Annotated in this window: 17 protein-coding genes; 6 read left to right on the forward strand and 11 right to left on the reverse strand. The window is 53.9% G+C overall.

From position 1 onward, the window contains the following. Positions 1 to 154: 154 nt before the first annotated feature. A complete protein-coding gene (hrpA, locus tag PAGR_RS10755; RefSeq protein ID WP_014605769.1) occupies positions 155 to 4,054 on the forward strand; it encodes an ATP-dependent RNA helicase HrpA in 3,900 nt (1,299 codons plus the stop codon). An 88-nt stretch (positions 4,055 to 4,142) separates the two neighbouring features. Here the strand turns inward: hrpA and PAGR_RS10760 are convergent, their stop codons facing one another. The 6 genes from PAGR_RS10760 to rstA form a co-directional block, all read right to left on the reverse strand. Beyond that, positions 4,143 to 4,952 carry a trypsin-like serine peptidase gene (locus tag PAGR_RS10760; protein WP_014605770.1) on the reverse strand — a complete coding sequence of 270 codons (810 nt, stop codon included), beginning with the start codon at positions 4,950 to 4,952 and terminating at the stop codon, positions 4,143 to 4,145. A 115-nt stretch (positions 4,953 to 5,067) separates the two neighbouring features. After that, entirely contained in the window at positions 5,068 to 5,148 is an 81-nt protein-coding gene (gene ydgU / locus PAGR_RS24470) for a small membrane protein YdgU (protein WP_013025881.1), read from the reverse strand. 82 nt (positions 5,149 to 5,230) lie between these two features. Then, on the reverse strand, positions 5,231 to 5,728 hold the full coding sequence (gene asr, locus PAGR_RS10765; protein WP_013025879.1) for an acid resistance repetitive basic protein Asr: 498 nt from the start codon (positions 5,726 to 5,728) through the stop codon (positions 5,231 to 5,233). Positions 5,729 to 5,895: 167 nt separating this feature from the next. Next, entirely contained in the window at positions 5,896 to 7,383 is a 1,488-nt protein-coding gene (locus PAGR_RS10770; RefSeq protein ID WP_014605771.1) for a carboxypeptidase M32, read from the reverse strand. A gap of 18 nt (positions 7,384 to 7,401) precedes the next feature. Further along, the gene (gene rstB / locus PAGR_RS10775; RefSeq protein ID WP_013025877.1) at positions 7,402 to 8,703 is read right to left on the reverse strand and encodes a two-component system sensor histidine kinase RstB; all 1,302 of its coding nucleotides are present in this window, start codon (positions 8,701 to 8,703) and stop codon (positions 7,402 to 7,404) included. Further along, a complete protein-coding gene (rstA, locus tag PAGR_RS10780; RefSeq protein WP_014593781.1) occupies positions 8,700 to 9,425 on the reverse strand; it encodes a two-component system response regulator RstA in 726 nt (241 codons plus the stop codon). The genes rstB and rstA overlap by 4 nt, the downstream gene beginning before the upstream one ends. A 174-nt stretch (positions 9,426 to 9,599) precedes the next feature. On the opposite strand from rstA, the gene PAGR_RS10785 reads away from it, so the two are divergent. Beyond that, entirely contained in the window at positions 9,600 to 10,010 is a 411-nt protein-coding gene (locus PAGR_RS10785; protein WP_013025875.1) for a hypothetical protein, read from the forward strand. Here the strand turns inward: PAGR_RS10785 and PAGR_RS10790 are convergent. Both PAGR_RS10790 and ydgH read right to left on the reverse strand, forming a co-directional pair. Further along, positions 10,007 to 11,395: a basic amino acid/polyamine antiporter gene (locus PAGR_RS10790; protein ID WP_014605772.1), complete on the reverse strand. Its 1,389-nt coding sequence runs from the start codon at positions 11,393 to 11,395 to the stop codon at positions 10,007 to 10,009. The genes PAGR_RS10785 and PAGR_RS10790 overlap by 4 nt on opposite strands. A gap of 210 nt (positions 11,396 to 11,605) precedes the next feature. Next, positions 11,606 to 12,559, reverse strand: a complete 954-nt coding sequence (gene ydgH / locus PAGR_RS10795) for a DUF1471 family protein YdgH (RefSeq protein WP_013025873.1) — start codon at positions 12,557 to 12,559, stop codon at positions 11,606 to 11,608. A gap of 533 nt (positions 12,560 to 13,092) precedes the next feature. Between ydgH and pntA the strand changes: the two genes are divergently transcribed. Both pntA and pntB read left to right on the forward strand, forming a co-directional pair. Beyond that, entirely contained in the window at positions 13,093 to 14,625 is a 1,533-nt protein-coding gene (gene pntA / locus PAGR_RS10800; protein ID WP_029568811.1) for a Re/Si-specific NAD(P)(+) transhydrogenase subunit alpha, read from the forward strand. A 3-nt stretch (positions 14,626 to 14,628) separates the two neighbouring features. Beyond that, positions 14,629 to 16,017, forward strand: a complete 1,389-nt coding sequence (pntB, locus tag PAGR_RS10805) for a Re/Si-specific NAD(P)(+) transhydrogenase subunit beta (RefSeq protein WP_013025871.1) — start codon at positions 14,629 to 14,631, stop codon at positions 16,015 to 16,017. 48 nt (positions 16,018 to 16,065) lie between these two features. Here the strand turns inward: pntB and uspE are convergent, their stop codons facing one another. Both uspE and fnr read right to left on the reverse strand, forming a co-directional pair. Beyond that, a complete protein-coding gene (uspE, locus tag PAGR_RS10810; RefSeq protein ID WP_013025870.1) occupies positions 16,066 to 17,019 on the reverse strand; it encodes a universal stress protein UspE in 954 nt (317 codons plus the stop codon). Between the two features lie 119 nt (positions 17,020 to 17,138). Next, positions 17,139 to 17,879 (reverse strand): fumarate/nitrate reduction transcriptional regulator Fnr, encoded by a 741-nt coding sequence (fnr, locus tag PAGR_RS10815; protein ID WP_013025869.1) that lies wholly within the window; start codon positions 17,877 to 17,879, stop codon positions 17,139 to 17,141. Between the two features lie 318 nt (positions 17,880 to 18,197). Here fnr and smrA point away from each other — a divergent pair, with 318 nt between their 5' ends. Continuing rightward, on the forward strand, positions 18,198 to 18,764 hold the full coding sequence (gene smrA, locus PAGR_RS10820; protein WP_014593778.1) for a DNA endonuclease SmrA: 567 nt from the start codon (positions 18,198 to 18,200) through the stop codon (positions 18,762 to 18,764). On the opposite strand, the gene PAGR_RS10825 is transcribed toward smrA, so the two are convergent. Continuing rightward, positions 18,761 to 19,681: a LysR substrate-binding domain-containing protein gene (locus tag PAGR_RS10825; protein ID WP_013025867.1), complete on the reverse strand. Its 921-nt coding sequence runs from the start codon at positions 19,679 to 19,681 to the stop codon at positions 18,761 to 18,763. The genes smrA and PAGR_RS10825 overlap by 4 nt on opposite strands. A gap of 318 nt (positions 19,682 to 19,999) precedes the next feature. Here PAGR_RS10825 and PAGR_RS10830 point away from each other — a divergent pair, with 318 nt between their 5' ends. Then, a complete protein-coding gene (locus PAGR_RS10830) occupies positions 20,000 to 21,340 on the forward strand; it encodes an MFS transporter (RefSeq protein ID WP_014605774.1) in 1,341 nt (446 codons plus the stop codon). The last annotated feature ends 18 nt before the right edge of the window (positions 21,341 to 21,358 follow it).

Genomic DNA, 21,358 nt, shown 5'->3' on the forward strand with positions numbered 1-21,358 from the left:
GCTATATTCGAATTAATTGAACAAGCCGGTTTTGCCGACCATCACGGCGTAAAAGGGAATGTGCTATGCTAGGCGCAATTATTAGCGTTAATCAGCGGGTTATCTTAGCACTGTACGCTGAATCCACACCGTCTGAGTAAGGTACGTCACTACTATGTCTTCTCCGGTTTCATCCCCATTAACGCCGCTCTGGTCGCGGCTTGATGCGTTAATGCTGCGTGACCGTCAACGCTTGCAGCGTCGGTTACATGGCGCCAAAAAAATCAAAAATCCCGACGCTCAGCAAAGCATCGCCGCCGAGCTTGAGCAGGATATCATTGTTGCAGAGCGCCGCGTTGCACAACGTGTTGCGGCGACGCCGCGCATCACGTTTCCGGAAAATCTGCCAGTCAGCCAGAAGCAGCAGGCCATCGCAGAGGCGATTCGTGAACACCAGGTGGTTATCGTCGCGGGCGAAACCGGATCGGGCAAAACCACCCAGTTGCCCAAAATTTGCCTGACGCTTGGACGCGGTATCACCGGTTTAATTGGTCATACCCAACCGCGTCGGCTGGCGGCGCGAACCGTTGCCAACCGCATCGCCGACGAGCTGGAAACTTCGCTCGGTGGCTGTGTGGGTTACAAAGTGCGGTTTAACGATCAGGTCAGCGAAACGACCCAGATTAAACTCATGACAGACGGAATTCTGCTGGCGGAAATCCAGCAGGACCGCATGCTGATGCAGTATGACACCATCATCATTGATGAGGCTCATGAACGCAGCCTGAATATCGACTTCCTGCTGGGCTACCTGCGGGAGTTACTGCCGCGTCGTCCCGATCTGAAAGTGATTATTACGTCAGCAACCATCGATCCCCAGCGCTTCTCTCGTCATTTCAACAACGCGCCGGTGATTGAGGTGTCGGGCCGCACCTATCCGGTAGAAGTGCGCTACCGTCCGGTGGTGGAAGAGGCGGAGGATGTTGACCGCGATCAACTGCAGGCCATCTTCGACGCGGTCGATGAGCTGGGGCGTGAAGGCCGGGGCGACATCCTGATTTTTATGAGCGGTGAGCGCGAAATTCGCGATACCGCCGACGCGCTGATGAAGCGCGATCTGCCCCATACCGAAGTGTTGCCGCTCTATGCCCGTCTGTCTAACAGCGAGCAGAACCGGGTATTTCAGTCGCACAGCGGGCGGCGTATCGTGCTGGCAACCAACGTCGCCGAAACGTCGCTGACCGTACCGGGCATCAAATACGTTATCGATCCCGGCACGGCGCGTATCAGCCGCTACAGCTATCGCACGAAAGTGCAGCGCCTGCCGATAGAGCCGATTTCGCAGGCCTCCGCGAATCAGCGTAAAGGACGTTGCGGGCGCGTGTCGGAAGGGATCTGCATACGGCTCTATGCCGAAGACGATTTCCTGAGCCGTCCTGCCTTTACCGATCCTGAAATCCTGCGAACCAATCTGGCCTCGGTTATTCTGCAGATGACCGCGCTGGGGCTGGGCGATATCGCGGCCTTCCCGTTCGTGGAAGCACCGGATAAACGTCACATTCAGGATGGCGTAAGGCTCCTGGAGGAGCTGGGGGCATTAACCCTCAATGACGACGGACATTACACACTCACCGGCTCCGGCCGCCAGCTGGCGCAGTTGCCTGTCGATCCGCGCCTGGCGCGCATGGTGCTGGCAGCACAGCAGTACGGCTGCGTGCGGGAAGTGATGATCATCGCTGCCGGCTTATCGATTCAGGACCCGCGCGAACGTCCTGCCGACAAAAAGCAGGCCTCGGATGAAAAACACCGGCGCTTTGCGGATAAAGAGTCAGATTTTGTGGCGTTTGTGAACCTGTGGAACTACCTGGGCGAACAGCAGAAAGCGCTGTCCGGTAACCTGTTCCGCCGTCAGTGTAAAACAGACTATTTAAACTATCTGCGCGTACGCGAATGGCAGGATATCTATACCCAGCTCCGTCAGGTAGTGCGCGAACTGGGCATTCCCGTTAACAGCGAACCAGCGGAGTACAGAGAGATTCACTGTGCCTTGCTGACCGGCTTACTGTCACATATCGGTCAGAAAGACGCTGATAAACAAGAGTTTACCGGCGCACGCAACGCCCGTTTTGCTATCTTTCCCGGCTCTGGGCTGTTTAAAAAGCCGCCTAAATGGACAATGGTCGCTGAACTGGTGGAAACCAGCCGGCTGTGGGGCCGCATGGCGGCGCGCATCGATCCCGAGTGGATTGAGCCGCTGGCGCAGCACCTGATCAAACGCAGCTACAGCGAACCGCACTGGGAGAAATCGCAAGGCGCGGTGATGGCCAGTGAGAAAGTGACTCTTTACGGTTTGCCGATTGTGGCTGCGCGCAAGGTGAATTACGGCACCATCGATCCCACGCTCAGCCGCGAGCTGTTTATTCGCCATGCGCTGGTTGAGGGCGACTGGCAGACGCGTCATGCGTTTTTCCGCGCTAACCAGAAACTGCGCAGCGAAGTCGAAGATCTGGAACATAAATCGCGTCGCCGCGATATTCTCGTGGATGATGAAACGCTGTTTGCTTTCTACGATCGGCGCGTGGGCAAGGATGTCGTTTCAGCCCGCCATTTTGACACGTGGTGGAAGCAGGCCAGCAAAACCAATGCTGAACTGCTGAACTTTGATAAGCAGATGCTGATCAAAGAGGGCGCGGATAAGGTCAGCCAGCTCGACTATCCCAACGTCTGGCATCAGGGAAACCTTAAACTCAAGCTGAGTTATCAGTTTGAACCCGGTGCGGATGCCGATGGCGTGACGGTCCATATACCTTTACCGCTGCTTAACCAGGTGGAGGAAGCGGGTTTTGAATGGCAGATCCCCGGCGTGCGGCGCGAGCTGATCATCGCCCTGATTAAATCGTTACCTAAGCCACTGCGCCGCAACCTGGTGCCTGCTCCTAACTATGCTGAAGCATTCTTAGGCCGCATTACCGCCATGGAGATGCCATTGCTGGATGCGCTTTCGCGGGAATTCCGCCGCATGACCGGCGTGACGCTGGAGCGAGACAACTGGCAGTGGGAACAGGTGCCCGATCATCTGAAAATGACGTTTCGGGTTGTCGATGAGCACAACCGCAAACTTCAGGAAGGCAAAGATCTTGCTGCGCTGAAACGCCTGTTAAAAGGAAAGGTGCAGGAAACGCTCTCTAACGTGGCGGACGATGGCCTGGAGCAGAGCGGTTTGCACCTCTGGAGCTTTGGCGATTTACCGCGCAGTTACCAGCAAAAGCGCGGCAGCTATGAGGTAAAAGCCTGGCCTGCTCTGGTTGACGAGAAGGACAGCGTGGGCATCCGCTTGTTTGACAGCGAGCATGAGCAGCAGAAAATGATGTGGCGCGGTCAGCGTCGCCTGTTGTTGCTGAATATTCCGTCCCCCGTGAAGTATCTGCATGAAAAGTTGCCGAACAAAGCCAAGCTGGGGCTGTATTTTAACCCTTACGGCAAGGTCATGGAGCTGATTGATGACTGCATTGCCTGCGGCGTTGACAAGTTAATCGCGGAAGCCGGTGGCCCGGCATGGGAGCAAACGCAGTTCGAAGCGCTAAGGGAAAAAGTGCGCGCCGAACTCAATGATACCGTGGTAGAGATCGCAAAGCAGGTTGAGCAGATTCTGACAGCGGTATTTTCGATTAACAAACGTCTGAAAGGGCGGGTAGATATGACGCTGGCGCTGGCACTGGCGGATATAAAAGCGCAGATGAACGGCCTGGTTTACCGGGGTTTTGTCACCCAGAATGGCTGGCAGCATCTGGCAGATACGCTGCGTTATCTGCACGGCATTGAGCGACGGCTGGAGAAGTTGCCGGTCGATCCTCATAGCGATCGCGCCCGAATGCTCAAAGTGCAGGCCGTCGAGCAAGCGAGGCAGGCATGGTGGAATAAATTGCCGCCGCAGCGTCAGGATGACGCGGACGTGCAGCATATCCGCTGGATGATTGAAGAGCTACGAATCAGCCAGTTTGCGCAACAGCTGGGAACGCCTTATCCGATCTCGGATAAACGCATCCTGCAGGCAATGGAGCAAATCGCAGGCTAGTTGCTGAGACAGCTCGCGTAAAAAAAGCCCGCACCTTGATGGATGCGGGCTTTTTTATGTGTTCAGATCGTGTAACCCCTCAGGCAACCTACTGGGCCAGTGCTTCAAGCCGGTCTTTGAAGGAGGTCACGGCAATCGCCCGGTTATCCGCAAGATAGCGATCTTTTGCGGCAGGTGCCGAACTCTGCACGGCAATCAGCTGCCAGCCTTTATCGCCTTTCAACAGTAGCGGCGAACCGCTGTCACCCGGCAGCGTATCGCACTGGTGCGATAACACGGCACGCTGCGCCCAGCCGGTGATGAGGCAGTCGCTGTGTGAATACAGGCTGTCAAGATGATCGGCAGGGTAGCCAGCCTGAGTCACTTTACGTCCGGCTTCTTTAAGCGCGTCCGTTAAATCACTGCGTGAGCCATCAAACAGCGGAATCGGCGTAATGGCAGAAGGGGGATTGCGTAAAATAACCAGACCATAGTCGAACGGTGCTGCGCTGCTGGGGACGATCCATCCTTCGCCATCGGCTTTTAGCCTGTGGACCAGAGAAGGTTCAACGCGGGCATCAATGTTGTGGATCTCGTAGCGCCAGCCTTTTTTGGTCGACATAAAGCGCAGCGCGACCGGCTTATCGAACTTGCCCGGTGGCGTCAGTAAACAGTGGCCTGCGGTCAGTGCCAGGTGTGGTGAAATAAGCGTTGCGGTGCACAGGTTACCACTTTCGGTTTCCAGTTGACCTATCGCATCCCAGGGCGCGTCGCTGACGTCGGTAATCGCCTGACGATGATCCTTACCAAAAAACAGCATTTTTATTTCGGCAGGCGTCGGTGAATCATCATTATCATCGGCATGAACAACGGCGGTGAAACTGAAAAGTCCAACGATTAACAGGGTAGCCAGGCGCATAGAACTCTCAATAGCGAGAAAAAGAAAACGTTTTTGTTATTACTGAAGTGACATAACTATAGTCAGTGAGCGGTAAAAAAGGGAGTCTTTTCAGTTAATCAGTACGCGACAGCGACTAAATAAAAAAACTGGCCGCGATAACGCCACATAAGATCATCACAATCAGAATAATTTCGAAGCGATAGCGACGGACCATATTAGCCACTCCAGTAAAGAAACACCCGGCAGAACCGGGTGTTTTAATTATTAACGCTTACTCGGAACCCTAAAGGGTGACCTTATTTTTTAGCGGCTTTTTTGTGGTGCTTTTTAGCAGCCTGGGCTTTCTGAGCTGGTTTAGCTTTGTGGTGTTTTTTAGCGGCCTGGGCTTTCTGGGCTGCTTTAGCTTTGTGGTGTTTTTTAGCAGCCTGAGCTTTCTGGGCTGGTTTAGCTTTGTGGTGTTTCTTAGCAGCCTGGGCTTTCTGGGCTGGTTTAGCTTTGTGATGCTTTTTAGCGGCCTGCGCTTTCTGAGCGGTATCTTTCTTAGCGACTTTCTTTTTAGCCGCCTGAGCTTTCTGCGCGGTGTCTTTCTTCACTGCTTTTTTCTTAGCAGCCTGAGCTTTCTGTGCAGCTTTATGGTGCTTCTTGTGAGCGGCAGCTTTGTGTTCGGTCTTAGCAGGTGCAGCGGTAGTAGTAGTGGTAGCAGCAGCGGCTGGAGCAGCAGTTGTCTCGGCAGCGAAAGCAACTGAAGACAGACCCATGGCAGCGGCGATTACCAGTGCAAATAATTTTTTCATTGCAAAACCCTCGGACTATTTTTTCATGTGTAGCCCACTGCGGGGCCGGTGAAATGACTATATGAGAAAATAACAGGCGCGTCCGTGGGTCATTGGTATCGCCGTGTAACCGATTGTACAAAGTGGGCGGGGGGAAGTGAAAGGCGGCCTTCAGGCCGCCTGCTACCTTAACTGTTCAGGTAACGCTGCTCAAGGTGTTTGCGGAAATAGTCCGGGTTCAGCGCCTCTCCCGTGGCATTGAGCATCAGCTGATCGGTAGAGAAACGGCTGCCGTGTTGCCATATATTCTGTTGGAGCCAGTCAAAAACGGGCTGCAGTTCGCCATGCAAAATCAGCTCTGCCGACTGTTGAATCGCTTTTTGCAAAGCCTGGAACAACTGAGCCGCGTACATCGCGCCCAACGTATAGGTCGGGAAATAGCCGAACGCGCCATCGGTCCAGTGAATATCCTGCATGCAGCCGTTGCGGTAATTCCCGCGCGTATCGATGCCCAGAGACTGCTGCATTTTCTCATCCCAGAGTGCGGGGATATCCTCGACCTCAATCTCACCTTCGATGAGCGCACGTTCAATTTCATAACGCAGAATCACGTGGGCCGGATAGCTCAGCTCGTCGGCATCCACGCGAATCAATCCGGGTTTTACCTGCTGAGCTAAACGCACAAAGTTATCAGCCTGCAGTGCCGGTTGCGCCCCCATCTTAGCGATCACCTGCGGCAGGATGCGTTGCAGGAACTGCGCGCTGCGGCCCAACTGCATTTCCATAAACAGACTTTGTGATTCATGAATGGCGGTGGAGCGCGCCAGTGCCACCGGCTGGCCCCGCCACTGTTTGGGCAGGTTTTGCTCGTAACGGGCATGGCCGGTTTCATGGATCACGCCCATCATGGCACTCAGAAATTCATCCTGATTGTAACGGGTGGTGATGCGCACATCGTCGGGGACGCCGCCGCAGAAAGGATGCGCACTGATATCCAGCCGACCATGGTTAAAGTCAAAGCCCAGCTCGGCCATAATGCTCAGCCCCAGCTCGCGCTGCGCCTCAATGGGGAATGGCCCCTGAGGGGTTAACTTGGGTTCTTGCGCCTGTTTTTCCACTACCTGTTGCAACAGCGCCGGTAGCCAGGTTTTTAACTGTCCAAACGTCTCATCCAGTCGGGCGCTGGTCATCCCCGGCTCAAAAACATCGAGCAGGGCATCGTAACGGGAACAGCCATTGGCTTGCGCGCGCAGTTGCGCTTCCTCACGACTTAAGCGCACCACCTCTTTCAAATTTGTGGCAAAGCCCGGCCAGTCATTGGCGGGACGCTGGCTGCGCCAGGCATGTTCACAGCGCGAACCCGCAATGGATTTTGCTTCGACCAGTTCGGCAGGCAGTAAGGTCGCCTGGGTCCAGGCGCGACGCATCTCGAGCAGGTTGGCGCGCTCTACATCATTGAGAGATTGCTGTTCTGCCTGCTCAAGCCAGTCACCCAGGCGCTTGTCTGTCAGGATCTGGTGCTGCAAAACACTCATCTCCGCCAGCGCTTCCCCCCGCGCCGCACTGCCACCTGGTGGCATCGTGGTCTGCATATCCCATCCGGCGATGGCGCTGACGTGGCTGAAACGCGACAGGCGCTGAAAAGTGGCACAAAGTTGTTGATAAGCTGAAGTCACATAATGCTCCTGAATGAGTTAACGTCGGGGCAGTTCCCGAAAGGGAAGATCCAGCGGCCAGCAAAAGCGAACGCTGGCCCCGCCTAGCGGGCTGGTTTCAATTGAAACCCGGCCACTTAATGCATGGGCAATAGAGTGAACGATGGCAAGGCCAAGCCCACAGCCCCCGGTGGCGCGGTCACGGCTTGGGTCGAGTCGTACAAAAGGTTCAAATACGCGTTCACGTTCATCAAGGGGAATGCCCGGGCCATCATCTTCGACCTGCAGGTTCCCCAGCGCACCATCAAACCACAGGCTAACCCGCAGGCGCTGACCGGCATAACGCAGTGCGTTATTGACCAGGTTATCCAGTACGCGCTCCATCAGTCGGGTATCTGAAATCCCGTAGTTTTCACGCTGGGGTAAATCAAGATCGATCTGTGTCTCCGGGTTTATCGCCCGGAAATCTTCCATGCGCTCACGTAACCAGTTCGCCAGATCCAGCGACTGCAAATTAAGATCGACGCGGGGCCGGTCAAGACGGGCATAGGTCAGCAGCTCTTCAATCAGGCTTTCTAACTGGCTGACATCGCGGTTCAATGCCGCTGACTCCGCTTCGGTCAGATTGTCGCTCATCTCCAGACGATAGCGCAAACGTACCAGCGGCGTTCGCAGTTCGTGGGCGATGCCGTCAATCAGCTGTTTTTTACTGGCGACCAGCGTATTAATGTTTTCCGCCATTTGGTTAAAAGCCACGCCGACCCTGAACAGGCTAGAGGTGCTGTCGAAGTGCGTGCGGACATCAAGCTGTCCCTGACCAAAACGCTGAGCCGCGTGCTCCAGCCGCAGCATCTCTTTCCAGTGCGGACGCAGCCAGATAAAAACCGGCAACCCCAGCGACATCCCGATAAACACCACCAGGGCCATATCCAGCAGGCGCATCTGATGCAGATAAAACAGGTAAGGGATTGGCCCAACGGTCAGAACGTAGTGGCTGCGCGGAATGTGCTGCAGGAAAGTGTATTTATCATCCAGCGCCACGATTTCGCCTGCGCGCAGCCGGCGCAGTTCATTTTCATCCAGTTCAAACTTACTCATTGGCTCAATATGCAGCTCAAACGACAAGCCGAGATCGAGACTCTTAATCGTCTTATTCCAGTCCCGTGGCGGGATCTCACGCAGTTCGCTGCGGATCAGATAGAGCGAACTGGCCATCAGGTCGTTCATTGACTGGCGACCGGCACGCTCGGCGGTAAATTTGTAAACCAGCCCGACCATTAGCGACATCACCAGGAAACAGACAAACAGCAGCAGGTAGAACTGAATAAAAAGTTTTTTCATACCGAACGCGTGTCCCAGGCCTGTGGCGCAAACAGATAGCCTTTATTACGGATGGTTTTAATACGAAATGGCTCGGTGGCGCTGTCGTGCAGCTTTTTGCGCAGGCGCGAAATCGCCACGTCAATGCTGCGATCCATCCCGTCGTAGCTGACGCCGCGCAGCGTTTTTAGCAGCGCGTCACGGTTCAGAATTTGCCCGGCATGGCTCGCCAGCACCCAGAGCAAATCGAAATCTGCCGTAGACAGGGCAATGTTTTCGTCAAACAGCACGACCTGACGATTGAGCGCATCAATCGTCAGAGAGCCAAAGCGTAACATGCGATTGTTTTTCGCTGGCGCCGGGGCTTCTTCGCTCTGGCCCTGCTGGGACTGGCGCAGATGCAGGCGCAGTCGGGCCAGCAACACCGCAGGGGGCGCCGTTTTCAGGATATAATCCTGGGCGCCCATCTCCAGCGCCAGGATATGGTTCATGTCGCTGTCGAGAGACGTGAGCAGGACAATCGGTCCCTGCCAGTTCGCGCGTAAGTCACGACAGATTGACATACCGTCTTTGCCAGGTAGCATGATATCCAGCATGACCAGGTCGGGCTGCTGCTCGACAATAGTGGCTTCCGCCCGATCGCCGCGCGTCTCCACAATCACTTCAATATCATGTCGTCCAAGGTAAGCGGCAATCAGCGAGCCCACTTCCGGTTCATCTTCAACGTAAACGATTTTGTGCATGATGCTTTCTAACGTAAAAAGGAGGGGTAAAGCATAACTTTTCCTGACGCAGAGCTCTATGCAATCACACGAAATATCCTTGAGTAACTGGGATATATTCCGCAAAATAGACAGTCATTAACCCTGCGTTTAACGTGTGTTCCGGATTCATTGTGATCACCTTGAGGAGCCAAAGTGTTTGATAAAGAGCTGGCATCAGCGGTATACCGCGATCGCATCTGCTTTAATTACAGTGATTTCCTGTCGGCATCCTGTAAAAAACGATGGAGCTTTGTGGATGCAATCTACGGCGTACTGCCTATATTTGGCATGGTGACACGCAAATCTGCGCACAGCTTACAGGCGAGTGAAGATCAGCTTAAAGAATTAGCATTACAAATCATTTCAACGCAGGTCAGCGATGAAATCAACATAGCCCGTTTGATCACGCTTGCCGAGCAGCAACACATTTCCCGCTTCGATATTCAGCTTCCGTACCCGCTGTCAGACAAGCAGCTTGAGGCTATTCATGAAGAATACCCTAAGCCTGTAGCACTGACACAGCAGGATGACCTGCTGTGTGTCGTACTGGATCAGGCGCACTAGGCAAGCAGTTCCCACATCGCAGGAAGGGTTGCCGCCACGATCAGCATCATGGCAACCCGTTCGACCGGTTTCAATGCCACCTCATGCCCGCGACGGCGCGCAAAAATAAACAGTAAAATACCCGGCGCATAGAGCACCACTGACGTAAACAGATGCAGCGGGCCTGACGCATACAACAGCCAGATGCCATACAGGCTGGCGCCCACACCGACGGCAAGCGCCCAGGGTTTTTGCTGTCCTTTCACCACTTTAATCAGATAAAGTCCGACCAGCAGATAGGGCACCAGAATCATTTCAGAGGCAATGGTGAGCAGCGTGTTGTAATCCGCGCCGGTCAGGGCAATGAGGATCAGGCAAACCTGAATACTGCCGTTTGTCAGCCATAACGAGGCGGCAGGCGCGTTGCGGGCGTTCTGCCGGGCAATACTGCGTGGAAACGCACCCTGCTGTGCGGCAATAAAGGGCACTTCAGCCGCCATGATCGTCCAGCTCAGGTAAGCCCCGCACACGGAAATAATCAGGCCCACCACAATAATGGCGTTACCCCAGCTCCCCGTCAGGCGCGTCATCAGGCCCGCCATGGAAGGATTCCGCATTTCCGCCAGCTCCGCACGGGGAACGATGCCCAGTGACAGCAGCGTCACCAGCAAATAGACCAGCAGGGCAGCCAGCACCGCCAACAGCGTCGCGCGTCCGACATCCTTTTTATGCTTTGCACGAGAGGATACAACCACCGCGCCTTCCACGCCGATAAACACCCACAGCGTGAGCAGCATGGTCTGCTTGACCTGTTCCCACAAGGGGACGCCCAAACTGAGTCCGGAAAAATCGAAGTGAAACCGGTCATAATTGAAGGCCAGAACGGCCAGCACAACAAACAGCAACAGTGGAACCAGTTTGCCAAGGGTTGCCAGCAGGTTGATGCTGGCAGCGGTTTGCACCCCGCGCAGCACCAGCCAGTGAACCAGCCACAGCAGCACCGATGCGCCCAGCATCGCCTGCCACGTGTTACCGTTGCCAAAAATGATCCGATCAGGCGTATCCGTAAAGAAGCTCAGCGCAGAAAAAACGATAACCAGGTAGGAGACGTTAGCGATAACCGCACACAGCCAGTAACCCCACGCGGAACAAAATCCGGTCAGTTCGCCAAATCCGGCGCGGGCATAGGTAAAAATCCCGCCGTCCAGTTCAGGTTTCAGCCGCGTCAGTAACAGCATCGCCAGCGAGAGGAAGATAATCCCCACGCCCGTGATCAGCCAGCCGATCAACAGCGCCGCCGGACCGGCGACCGCCGCCATATTTTGCGGCAAGCTGAAAACACCTGCGCCCAGCATAGAGCTGAGAACCAGCGCTGTCAGGGCACTGAGGCCTAATTTTTTCTCCAAAACGTTCTTCCTGCTAGCATAAGTGGCTGGATGACCAGCATAAACACAACGTTATATCGTCATTGTGTTACGTATAGCGCGTTAAATACTCTGAAAAACAGGCGGAGGATTTTACGGAGTGCGGTGAAGGATGGCAATGCGTGGCTATGCAAAATCGAGCAGGAATTATGCAAACAGACAACAGGGCGGCGGGCGCCGCCCTGCGGTATTTTATTTGAACAGATCGGCTGTCACGGTCAGGTTGCCACCGCTCTGGTTCTGCCACTGACGCGTCACATGGTAGAATTTAGCCCCTTTCTCAGCAGCGCGTTTCGCGGTTTCCTGTGAAACCTCGGTTGGCGTACCAAAATGTCCGCTAAAGGTTACGGTATCAAACGGCTGCATCTGTGCTGCCGTGACCGCATTCACTTCCTGGATCTCTTTGCCGTCCGGCAAGGTCACCGTATAGCGTTTACCGGTTGAGCTCTGCGTTTCAAAGAAGCGGCCTACCGTGTTGCTAGGGGTTTCTGAAGAGGCGACGCCAGGGATTTCCACTTTCTTAGCGGCTGCACCGCCTGCCGCCAGCGCTGCTTTGCCCGCCTGAGAGTCTGCCGGGATGGTGTCCGGACTCTGCACCACGCGTTGTTTCGCATCGGCCTTATAGATGTACGCGGTAATGAACTGGTTGCCGCCGGTATTGGCATCAACCTGACGCACGATAAAGAAGGAGGCTGCGCCTTTTTCTTTTGCGGCTTTGGAGATCGCGTCATTCACATCAGGCTGGCTCGGGAAGAAGCCGTTGACGGTCACGGTATCGAAGGGTTCCAGGCGATAAGCCTCTGCCTTGGGCAGCTCTTTCAGGCCATTGAACATCCGGTATTCAGTTTCCTGACTGGCTTTAGGCGCGTTGGCCTTGTACAGGTCTGCGGTCACGCGCCAGTTGCCGCTGTTACCGTTGCTGTCGTTAATGCCTTGAATGTAATAAGAATCTGCATTCAGTTCATCAGCACGTTTTGAAACGGCATCGGCCGCATCGCCAATTGCATTGAAACGACCGGTGATATTAATACGTTCGAATGGCTTCAACGCGGCCGCTTGTTCTGGCGTCAGCTCTTTAGCCGCAAATGCATTTGCCGCCAGCAGAGATAACAGGGTAGATGCCAGAATAGTGTTCTTCAGCTTCATAAAAATGATCCTTCGCCTTACGCAAAATGAGTACGAAAACGTGCTGGACTCTTGATGTATAACAGATTAGCCGCTGATTATTACATGTTATAAACACGCTGTCGCAGCCATTTTTTGCGATATATCTCTTGTTGTGAGCCAGATTATTCAATCCTGACCGCGCGCCGCGCGATTTTGCCTTACGCTTAAGACAATAAGATGAAATGCGCTGTGATAACAGTACGAAAATAGTTAATGCATTGTTAATTTTAGCTTTTTTTAAAAGGAATATCAGGGTGAAGCGCGCAACAGTCAGCAGATTGTTTGCTGCTAATGTCCCTGTACAGTGAGGTTATGCGGAATTGTGTCACTCCGGCTGGATATTACGGCGAATGTGACATAACTGCGCCTGTGCAGTAGATCGTCCGTAACAATTTCAGTAGCTTTAGAAACGATTAGGTTATTGCTTTTTATCACATTGCCTGATGGTCGGTATCGGCACGGCAATGTGTACCGCAAGGATCATCCTCCTTTAATCGATGAAAGGGAAAACTATGTTAATTGGAATACCCAAAGAGCGATTGGCTAACGAGTCACGTGTGGCAGCGACGCCCAAGACCGTTGAACAGCTAATCAAGCTGGGTTTTAGCGTGGCTGTAGAGCATGATGCAGGTAAGCGCGCCAGCTTTGATGATGACAGCTATCTTGCCGCGGGGGCCTCGCTGACTGACAGCCAGCAGGTCTGGCAGGCCGATATCGTGCTGAAGGTGAACGCACCCGATGATGACGAGACAGGTCTGACCCGCGAGGGCAGCACGCTGGTGAGCTTTATCTGGCCCGCTCAGCATCCCGAACTGCTTGCAAAGCTCGCCGCGCGACATGTCACGGTGATGGCCATGGACGCCGTTCCCCGTATTTCCCGCGCCCAGTCGCTCGACGCGCTCAGTTCCATGGCGAACATTGCCGGTTATCGTGCGATCGTCGAGGCCGCACATGAGTTTGGCCGCTTCTTTACCGGGCAGATCACCGCGGCGGGTAAAGTGCCACCGGCAAAAGTCATGGTCATTGGTGCCGGCGTGGCTGGCCTGGCGGCGATTGGTGCAGCCGGCAGCCTTGGCGCCATTGTGCGCGCTTTTGATACGCGTCCTGAGGTCAAAGAGCAGGTCCAGAGTATGGGCGCGGAATTCCTTGAACTCGATTTTGCAGAGGACGCGGGCAGCGGCGATGGGTACGCCAAAGTGATGTCCGATGCCTTTATTCAAGCTGAAATGGCGCTGTTTGCTCAGCAGGCACAAGAGGTCGATATCATCGTCACCACGGCGCTGATTCCGGGAAAACCCGCACCAACGCTCATCACCGAAGAGATGGTGGCCAGCATGAAGCCGGGCAGCGTTATTGTGGACCTCGCGGCGCAAACCGGCGGCAACTGTGCGCTGACGGTTGCCGATCAGGTTACCGTCACCGCCAACGGCGTGAAAATCATTGGCTACACCGATTTACCGAGCCGTTTACCCACCCAGTCTTCACAACTTTACGGCACTAACCTCGTTAATCTGATGAAGTTGCTGTGCAAAGAGAAAAACGGTGAAATTGCTATCGATTTCGCCGATGTTGTCATCCGTGGCGTTACCGTCGTGCGCGATGGCGAGGTGACCTGGCCTGCGCCACCGATTCAGGTCTCGGCTGCACCTAAAGCCACAACCACGTCTGCACCGGTGCAGAAAAAGAGTGAGGTTGCGACGGGATCGCCACGACGCAGCTATCTGCTGCTGGCGCTGGCCATCGTGCTTTTTGCCTGTCTGGCGAACGTCGCACCCCGTGAATTCCTGTCACATTTCACCGTCTTCGCGCTCGCCTGCGTAGTGGGTTACTACGTGGTGTGGAACGTGAGCCATGCGTTGCATACACCGCTGATGTCTGTCACCAATGCCATTTCCGGCATTATCGTGGTAGGCGCTGTGCTGCAAATGGGACATGGCGGTTGGGTCAGCTTCCTGTCTTTTATTGCCGTATTGATCGCCAGCATCAATATTTTCGGTGGCTTCACCGTCACGCAGCGCATGCTGAAAATGTTTCGTAAGGGGTAACACATGTCTGGCGGATTAGTGACAGCAGCATACATTGTTGCCGCAATACTTTTTATTATGAGCCTTGCCGGGCTTTCTAAACATGAAAGCTCAAGGCAAGGGAATCTCTTTGGCATCAGCGGCATGGCAATTGCGCTCATCGCCTCCATTTTTGGTCCCGATAGCAGCAATGTCGTCTGGATTTTGCTGGCGATGGTTATCGGCGGGGCCATCGGCATCCGGTTAGCCAGACGGGTTGAAATGACAGAAATGCCCGAGCTGGTTGCCATTCTGCACAGCTTTGTCGGGCTGGCTGCGGTATTGGTGGGGATCAACAGCTATATCGATCATGCCCCCGGACTGCCCGCAGTCATGGAAAATATCCATCTCAGCGAAGTGTTTATCGGTATCTTTATTGGTGCGGTCACCTTTACAGGATCGCTGGTTGCGTTTGGTAAGCTGTGCGGAAAACTGTCGTCCAGACCACTGATGTTGCCTCACCGGCACAAGCTGAATCTGCTGGCGCTGATCGTGTCATTCCTGCTGTTGCTGTGGTTCGTCAACACTGACAGTAGCGGCGCGCAGGGATTTGCCCTGTTTGTCATGATGGTCATTGCACTGGCTTTCGGCTGGCATCTGGTTGCCTCCATCGGCGGGGCAGACATGCCTGTCGTCGTTTCTATGCTGAACTCCTATTCAGGCTGGGCGGCGGCGGCGGCAGGCTTCATGCTCAGCAACGATCTGCTTATCGTAACCGGCGCGCTGGTGGGGTCATCGGGTGCCATCCTCTCCTACATTATGTGTAAGGCGATGAACCGTTCGTTTATCAGCGTCATTGCCGGCGGCTTTGGCAGCGACAGCAGCGCGGTAACGGACAGCGAAGAGGCTGGCGAACACCGCGAGATCAGTGCGGAAGACACCGCAGAAATGCTTAAGTCATCCACGAGCGTCATTATCACGCCCGGCTACGGGATGGCGGTGGCACAGGCACAGTATCCGGTGGCCGAGATCACCGAAAAACTGCGCGCCCGTGGCATCAAGGTACGCTTCGGTATTCATCCGGTCGCTGGGCGTTTACCCGGCCATATGAACGTCCTGCTGGCTGAGGCAAAAGTGCCTTATGACGTGGTACTGGAGATGGACGAAATTAACGATGACTTCAGCGACACGGATACGGTGCTGGTGATCGGTGCCAACGATACGGTCAATCCCGCCGCTCAGGACGATCCCGGCAGCCCGATTGCCGGTATGCCGGTGCTGGAAGTGTGGAAGGCGCAAAACGTGATTGTGTTTAAGCGGTCAATGAATACCGGCTATGCCGGTGTGCAAAACCCGCTGTTCTTCAAAGAAAACACCCAAATGCTGTTTGGTGATGCCAAAGCCAGCGTGGAAAATATTCTTAAAGCGCTGTAATAAACAAGGGCGACACATTGTGTCGCCCTTGTTGCGAACCTCGCCTGATTAGTCGTGCTCGTCATCCTCTTCAAGCGTAATCGGCGAAACAAAGTCATCCGGTTTTATCGCCAGCAGATCGCAGCGCAGGTGATCGATCACCTGTTCCGCCGTGTTGCCCAGGAAAGCGGCCGACAGTCCGGTTCGGCCAATAGTGCCTAATACCACAATCCCCGCGCCCAGATGCCCTGAAAGTTCGGGTATGACTTCTTCCGGTAAACCTTTCTCGACATGGGTGAACTCTTCACTGATAGAGAACTTCTGCCGTAGCGCTTTCATCGCCACCAGGTGCTGGCCACGAATCGCGTCGTTGTACACACTGGGATCAAAGTCGGGCAGCTCAATGGCAATATTGATCGGCGTGATGGGATAGGCGCCCACCAGATGAACTTCGGTATGGTTTACGCTTTCTGCCAGTTTAACGGTTTCACGAATGAGTTTCTGATTCAGTGCATCGTGGTGAGGTTCTTCGCTGGCGAGGTTAACCGCCACCAGAGCTTTGCCACCTTCGGGCCAGGGCTGATCTTTGACCATCCACACCGGACAAGGACATTTACGCAACAGATGCCAGTCCGTTGGCGTAAAGATCACCGCTTCCAGCCGATCGTGCTGGTGCGCCATCTTAAGCACCAAATCATGCTGATGAGCCAGCACTTCCTGAATGATGGCTTCGTAAGGACGGTTATGCCAGATCACTTTGATATCAATGTCCACGCCTGCATCCAGATAGGCCTGGGCCTGTTCGCGTATCCACTCTGAGCGCTGAGAGATCACGCCCTGACGCATTGAGGTGCGCTCATCCGGTGAGAGCAGGGTGGTCATCTCATATGAGAAGTCGTAGATAGGCAGAAAAGCTTTGATTTTGCCGCCGATAAGCTGGTTGAGATATACCGCACGTCGCAGAGCGGGCTGGTCATCCTGTTGAGGATCGATGGCGACCAGAATATTTTGATACTGGGACATAGGCTACTCTCCTTAAACCAAAGCGACTGGATTAAAGATAGCCTATGTTCAACGCAGTAAGAAAGTGAAAAAGATGTAGCCGGATCAATAAAATAACATTTATTAACCCGGCTTAACCATCAGGCTGCCTGATGGCTCTGGCCCGCCAGACCTTCCAGCATGGCGTGGTTCTCAATAGTGATGTATTTCCCTTTCACCGCCAGCATGCCTGATTTCTGAAAACGCCCCAGCAAACGGCTAATGGTTTCAACGGTTAACCCCAGATAGTTGCCGATGTCGCCACGCGTCATGGTCAAACGGAACTCACGCTGTGAGAACCCCCGCTGACCGTAACGGCGGGATAAGTTCCAGATAAAGGCCGCCAGCCGCTCTTCAGCGTTCTTCTTGGACAGCAACAGGATCATGTCCTGATCGCCTTTGATTTCGCCGCTCATCAGACGCATCATCTGCTGACGCAGGGCCGGCATTTTGCCCGATAAATCATCCAGCGTATCAAAGGGGATTTCACAGACCATCGCCGTTTCCAGCGCCTGGGCAAAGCTTGGATGGCTGGCATTCATGATGGCGTCAAAACCGACCAGATCACCCGCCAGATGGAACCCGGTAATTTGTTCATCGCCCTGCTCAGTGATGGTATAGCTTTTGATCGTGCCGGAACGGATAGCATAAAGGGAGCGGAGGTCGTCACCGGCTTTGAACAGCGTATGACCTTTCTGAATGGGTTTCTTTCGCTCAATAATGTTATCAAGCTGATCAAGCTCATGTTCGTTCAGTGTGAAAGGGATGCATAACTGGCTAATGCTGCAATCCTGGCAGTGAATCGCACAACCGCCTGACTGTATACGTTTTTCAGGGAACATAGTGGTTTGCTCGACGATAATTGACTGCGGTCAATTTTACCATTTTTCGCTCGCAAAGGAACTCATCCGAGCAGTTTTTAGGCATACAAAAAGTGTGGTCTGTTACACTTCGCTGAAGGCTGTTATTACTGGCTTTCTTGATGTCAAAGTGTAACGGCCGTCAATATATGTTTACGGTTTTATGATTTCAGACAGGATCTTTCTTTATCTTAAGGCCGGGAATAAGGGTTAAAAACGGGGTTAGCGCAGACTTTCCCGATTTTGCTACTATTCGGGTTAAGCACTATTTTGCGTCATATCATTTTACAGGGGCGAGCGATGAACCTTGACGATGACAATCTGTTCCGTGACGCGATGAATGACGTTACGCCACTCAGAGATGCGGACAACACGCGGTGGAATCCTCTCTCCGCCAGTAAAAAAGCACGTCAACTGCCGCCAGAACAGGAAGATGAAAACATCTTAACGCGCGGTTATCTGGATATTATCCCGCTGGATCAGCCTCTGGAATACAAAGCAGAGGGCATTCAGCAGGGCGTGTTAGATAAGCTACGCAAGGGGCAGTATACGCTGGACGCCAGCCTTAACTTACTGCGTCAGCCTGTAGAGGTCTGTCGCCAGAACCTGTTTAATTTCATTCGTGAGGTGCGGCAAGCCGGGTTTCGCAACCTGCTTATCATTCACGGTAAAGGGCGCGACAGTGAATCCCACGCCAACATCGTACGAAGTTATCTGGATCGTTGGCTACGGGAGCTGGATGAGGTGCAGACCTTCTGTGTGGCGCAAAAGCAGCACGGCGGGGCGGGCGCGCTTTACGTCGGATTACGTAAGACCGAAAAAGCGCGTCAGGACAACTGGGAGCGACATGCAAAACGCAGTCGCTAACTGTGAAATTTACGAATAGTACTCATCAGAACCTCAGCGCTCAGGCTTAAGGTATCGCCGGTCCGGGTGATAATACCGACCGGCTCGCCAGGGCCTGGAGAGGTAATGGGCAGCGAGAAAACGGCGTTATGACTGAGATCTTCTTTAATGGCGCCTGAAGGCACAAACCAGATGTAGTCATAGCGTAGCGCCAGTTGGCGGGCCAGCGAGGTGGAAGAGGTTTCAACGCAATGTGGCGGTAAACAGCAGCCCTGCTCGTCAAGCATCTGCTGGGCCAGGCGGCGCGGAGCCGTTCCTTCGGGGGAAATCACTACCGGCCACTGCATGGCGCGGGATAAGGTGACGTTGTCACTTAACAGGGGATGTTCCGGCCTGACAACCAGTTTTAATGATTCGAGGAACAGCAGCTCATAGGTTAAGCCGGTCATCATCTCTTTATCAGCCATACGACCAATGCCGATATCAAATTCGCCCGCGCGCAGTCCGGCCAGCAAGACATTGTTGTGCAACGTGGCAACCTGAATGGTGGTGTTAGGACGCAGTTGATGAAAGCGATCGAGAATCTGTGGCAGCATGCCCATCGCGGCAGTCGTAAGCGCGCCAAGCCGAATCACCGCAGGACGCTCGTTGATCTGTTCGTTAAAGCTCTGACCGGCATGGTTTAGTGCATCCAGCACCTTTACCGCATGCGTCAGAAACTGCTCTCCCATGGTGGTGAGCTGTGCGCCCAGTCGGCCGCGTTCGAACAGCCTGACGCCCGTCAGTTCCTCAAGTTCGTTAAGGGTTTTAGAGAGTGCAGGCTGGCTAAGACTTAACGTCTCGGCTGCACGCCCCAGCGTTCCCTGCTGCGCAACGGCAACAAAGGCATGTAAATGACGCAAGCGAATGCGCTGATTGAAAAGGATATTTTTTTCCATTTCCCAAACTTAATGACATTGCCAGGTAACTGGCAACTATTTAAGCTGGATTTTGTTAACTTTGCTGCAAATTTTTATTAACAATGTGTACTTTTTATCGGGTTTTCATTTAAGTTACTGATAAATAATGCTTGAGGCGCTATCGTCGGATAACGCAGCCGCCAGTCGTGACTGAAAAATCATTAACTTAACTAACCATTTTTTGAATGATTATTATTCTCGTGTAAAATTCACGCGTTTTATCGTTAACGATCGGCTATCATAAGCGCCGTTTTTTTTACCAAAACTGATAGTTATTTCGTTAAGGAGAGTACGTCCGTGAGCAGCGTTGAGTCGGTAGACGTTCGCCGGTTAATCAATCAGGGTGCCCTGAGCGGTGGCCAAATTCGATTGATTGTACTCTGTTTTATCGTCGTGGCGCTTGATGGGATGGATATCGCCATCATGGGGTTTATCGCGCCCTCGCTGAAAGCGTCCTGGAACGTTACGAACCATCAGTTAGGCGTCGTCATCAGTGCGGCGCTTATTGGCCTGGCGCTGGGCGCCATGATCGCCGGTCCACTGGCCGACCGCTTTGGTCGTCGCTTAATGATTATATTCAGCGTGCTGTTTTTTGGCTTATGGACGCTGGTCACCGCGTTTTCGCACAGCATTGAGCAGATGATCCTGTTCCGCTTTTTGACCGGGCTCGGATTGGGCGCAGCCATGCCGAACGTCAGCACCCTGGTCGCAGAATATGCCCCCGAGCGCCGTCGCTCATTCATCATCACAGTGGTTTTCTGCGGCTTTACCTTTGGCGCAGCCAGCGGAGGCTTTGCGGCATCCTGGCTGTTACCGCGTTACGAATGGCATTCTGTTCTGTTGCTGGGCGGTATTTTACCGCTGCTGGTGCTCCCGGTGCTGATACGGCAACTGCCAGAATCAGTGCGTTTCTTAATTAGCCGTGGTGCGCCGGCAGAACGCATCCGAACCATTCTGGAGCGTATGATTCCGGGCAGTACGAACCCGCACAGTCAGTTTCAATCTTCCGAAGCGGACGCCACTCAGCCAGACAAAAACGCAATCGCCACGGTTATCTCTCCCCGCTACCGTACCGGCAGCCTGATGCTGTGGGGCGGCTATTTTATGGGGCTCTTTCTGGTTTATCTGATAGGCAGCTGGCTGCCTTCGCTGGTGAGTAAACAGGGGATGACCGTGACCCAGGCCGCCATTATCACCGCCATGTATCAGGCGGGCGGCACCCTGGGCTCGTTATTTGCCGGCTGGCTGATGGACAGATTTAATGCCAACCTGGCGTTGGCCGTCATCTACTTTTGTGGCGGGATTGCCATCTTGGCATTGGGTTTCTCACCGGCGCAGGTCACCGTCATGAGCAGCATAGCCTTCTGTAGCGGCTTTTGCTTTAACGGTGCTAATACCGGAATGAATGCCTTATCAGCCAGCTATTATCCTACCCATGCCCGCGCGACCGGCTCCAGTTGGATGCATGGCGTGGGCCGAATCGGTGCCATCCTCAGCGCGTTTGTGGGAGCAGAAATGCTGTCGCTCGGCTGGTCTTTTAACCTGATCTTTTTGCTTCTGGCGATTCCGGCCGTCCTCACGACAGCGATGCTGGTGATTAAAAACCGTTATGGTTTTAAGCCGATCACAAATTCATGATTTTTTCCGCTGACGGCA

This window comes from Pantoea ananatis PA13 (assembly GCF_000233595.1).
Taxonomy (GTDB): domain Bacteria; phylum Pseudomonadota; class Gammaproteobacteria; order Enterobacterales; family Enterobacteriaceae; genus Pantoea; species Pantoea ananatis.

Bases quoted from the DNA above. Each gene is read 5' to 3' on its own strand.
- hrpA (WP_014605769.1), top strand. From the start codon at position 155: ATGTCTTCTCCGGTTTCATCCCCATTAACGCCGCTCTGGTCGCGGCTT.
- PAGR_RS10760 (WP_014605770.1), bottom strand. From the start codon at position 4,952: ATGCGCCTGGCTACCCTGTTAATCGTTGGACTTTTCAGTTTCACCGCC.
- ydgU (WP_013025881.1), bottom strand. From the start codon at position 5,148: ATGGTCCGTCGCTATCGCTTCGAAATTATTCTGATTGTGATGATCTTA.
- asr (WP_013025879.1), bottom strand. From the start codon at position 5,728: ATGAAAAAATTATTTGCACTGGTAATCGCCGCTGCCATGGGTCTGTCT.
- rstB (WP_013025877.1), bottom strand. From the start codon at position 8,703: ATGAAAAAACTTTTTATTCAGTTCTACCTGCTGCTGTTTGTCTGTTTC.
- rstA (WP_014593781.1), bottom strand. From the start codon at position 9,425: ATGCACAAAATCGTTTACGTTGAAGATGAACCGGAAGTGGGCTCGCTG.
- ydgH (WP_013025873.1), bottom strand. From the start codon at position 12,559: ATGAAGCTGAAGAACACTATTCTGGCATCTACCCTGTTATCTCTGCTG.
- pntA (WP_029568811.1), top strand. From the start codon at position 13,093: ATGTTAATTGGAATACCCAAAGAGCGATTGGCTAACGAGTCACGTGTG.
- pntB (WP_013025871.1), top strand. From the start codon at position 14,629: ATGTCTGGCGGATTAGTGACAGCAGCATACATTGTTGCCGCAATACTT.
- uspE (WP_013025870.1), bottom strand. From the start codon at position 17,019: ATGTCCCAGTATCAAAATATTCTGGTCGCCATCGATCCTCAACAGGAT.
- fnr (WP_013025869.1), bottom strand. From the start codon at position 17,879: ATGTTCCCTGAAAAACGTATACAGTCAGGCGGTTGTGCGATTCACTGC.
- smrA (WP_014593778.1), top strand. From the start codon at position 18,198: ATGAACCTTGACGATGACAATCTGTTCCGTGACGCGATGAATGACGTT.
- PAGR_RS10825 (WP_013025867.1), bottom strand. From the start codon at position 19,681: ATGGAAAAAAATATCCTTTTCAATCAGCGCATTCGCTTGCGTCATTTA.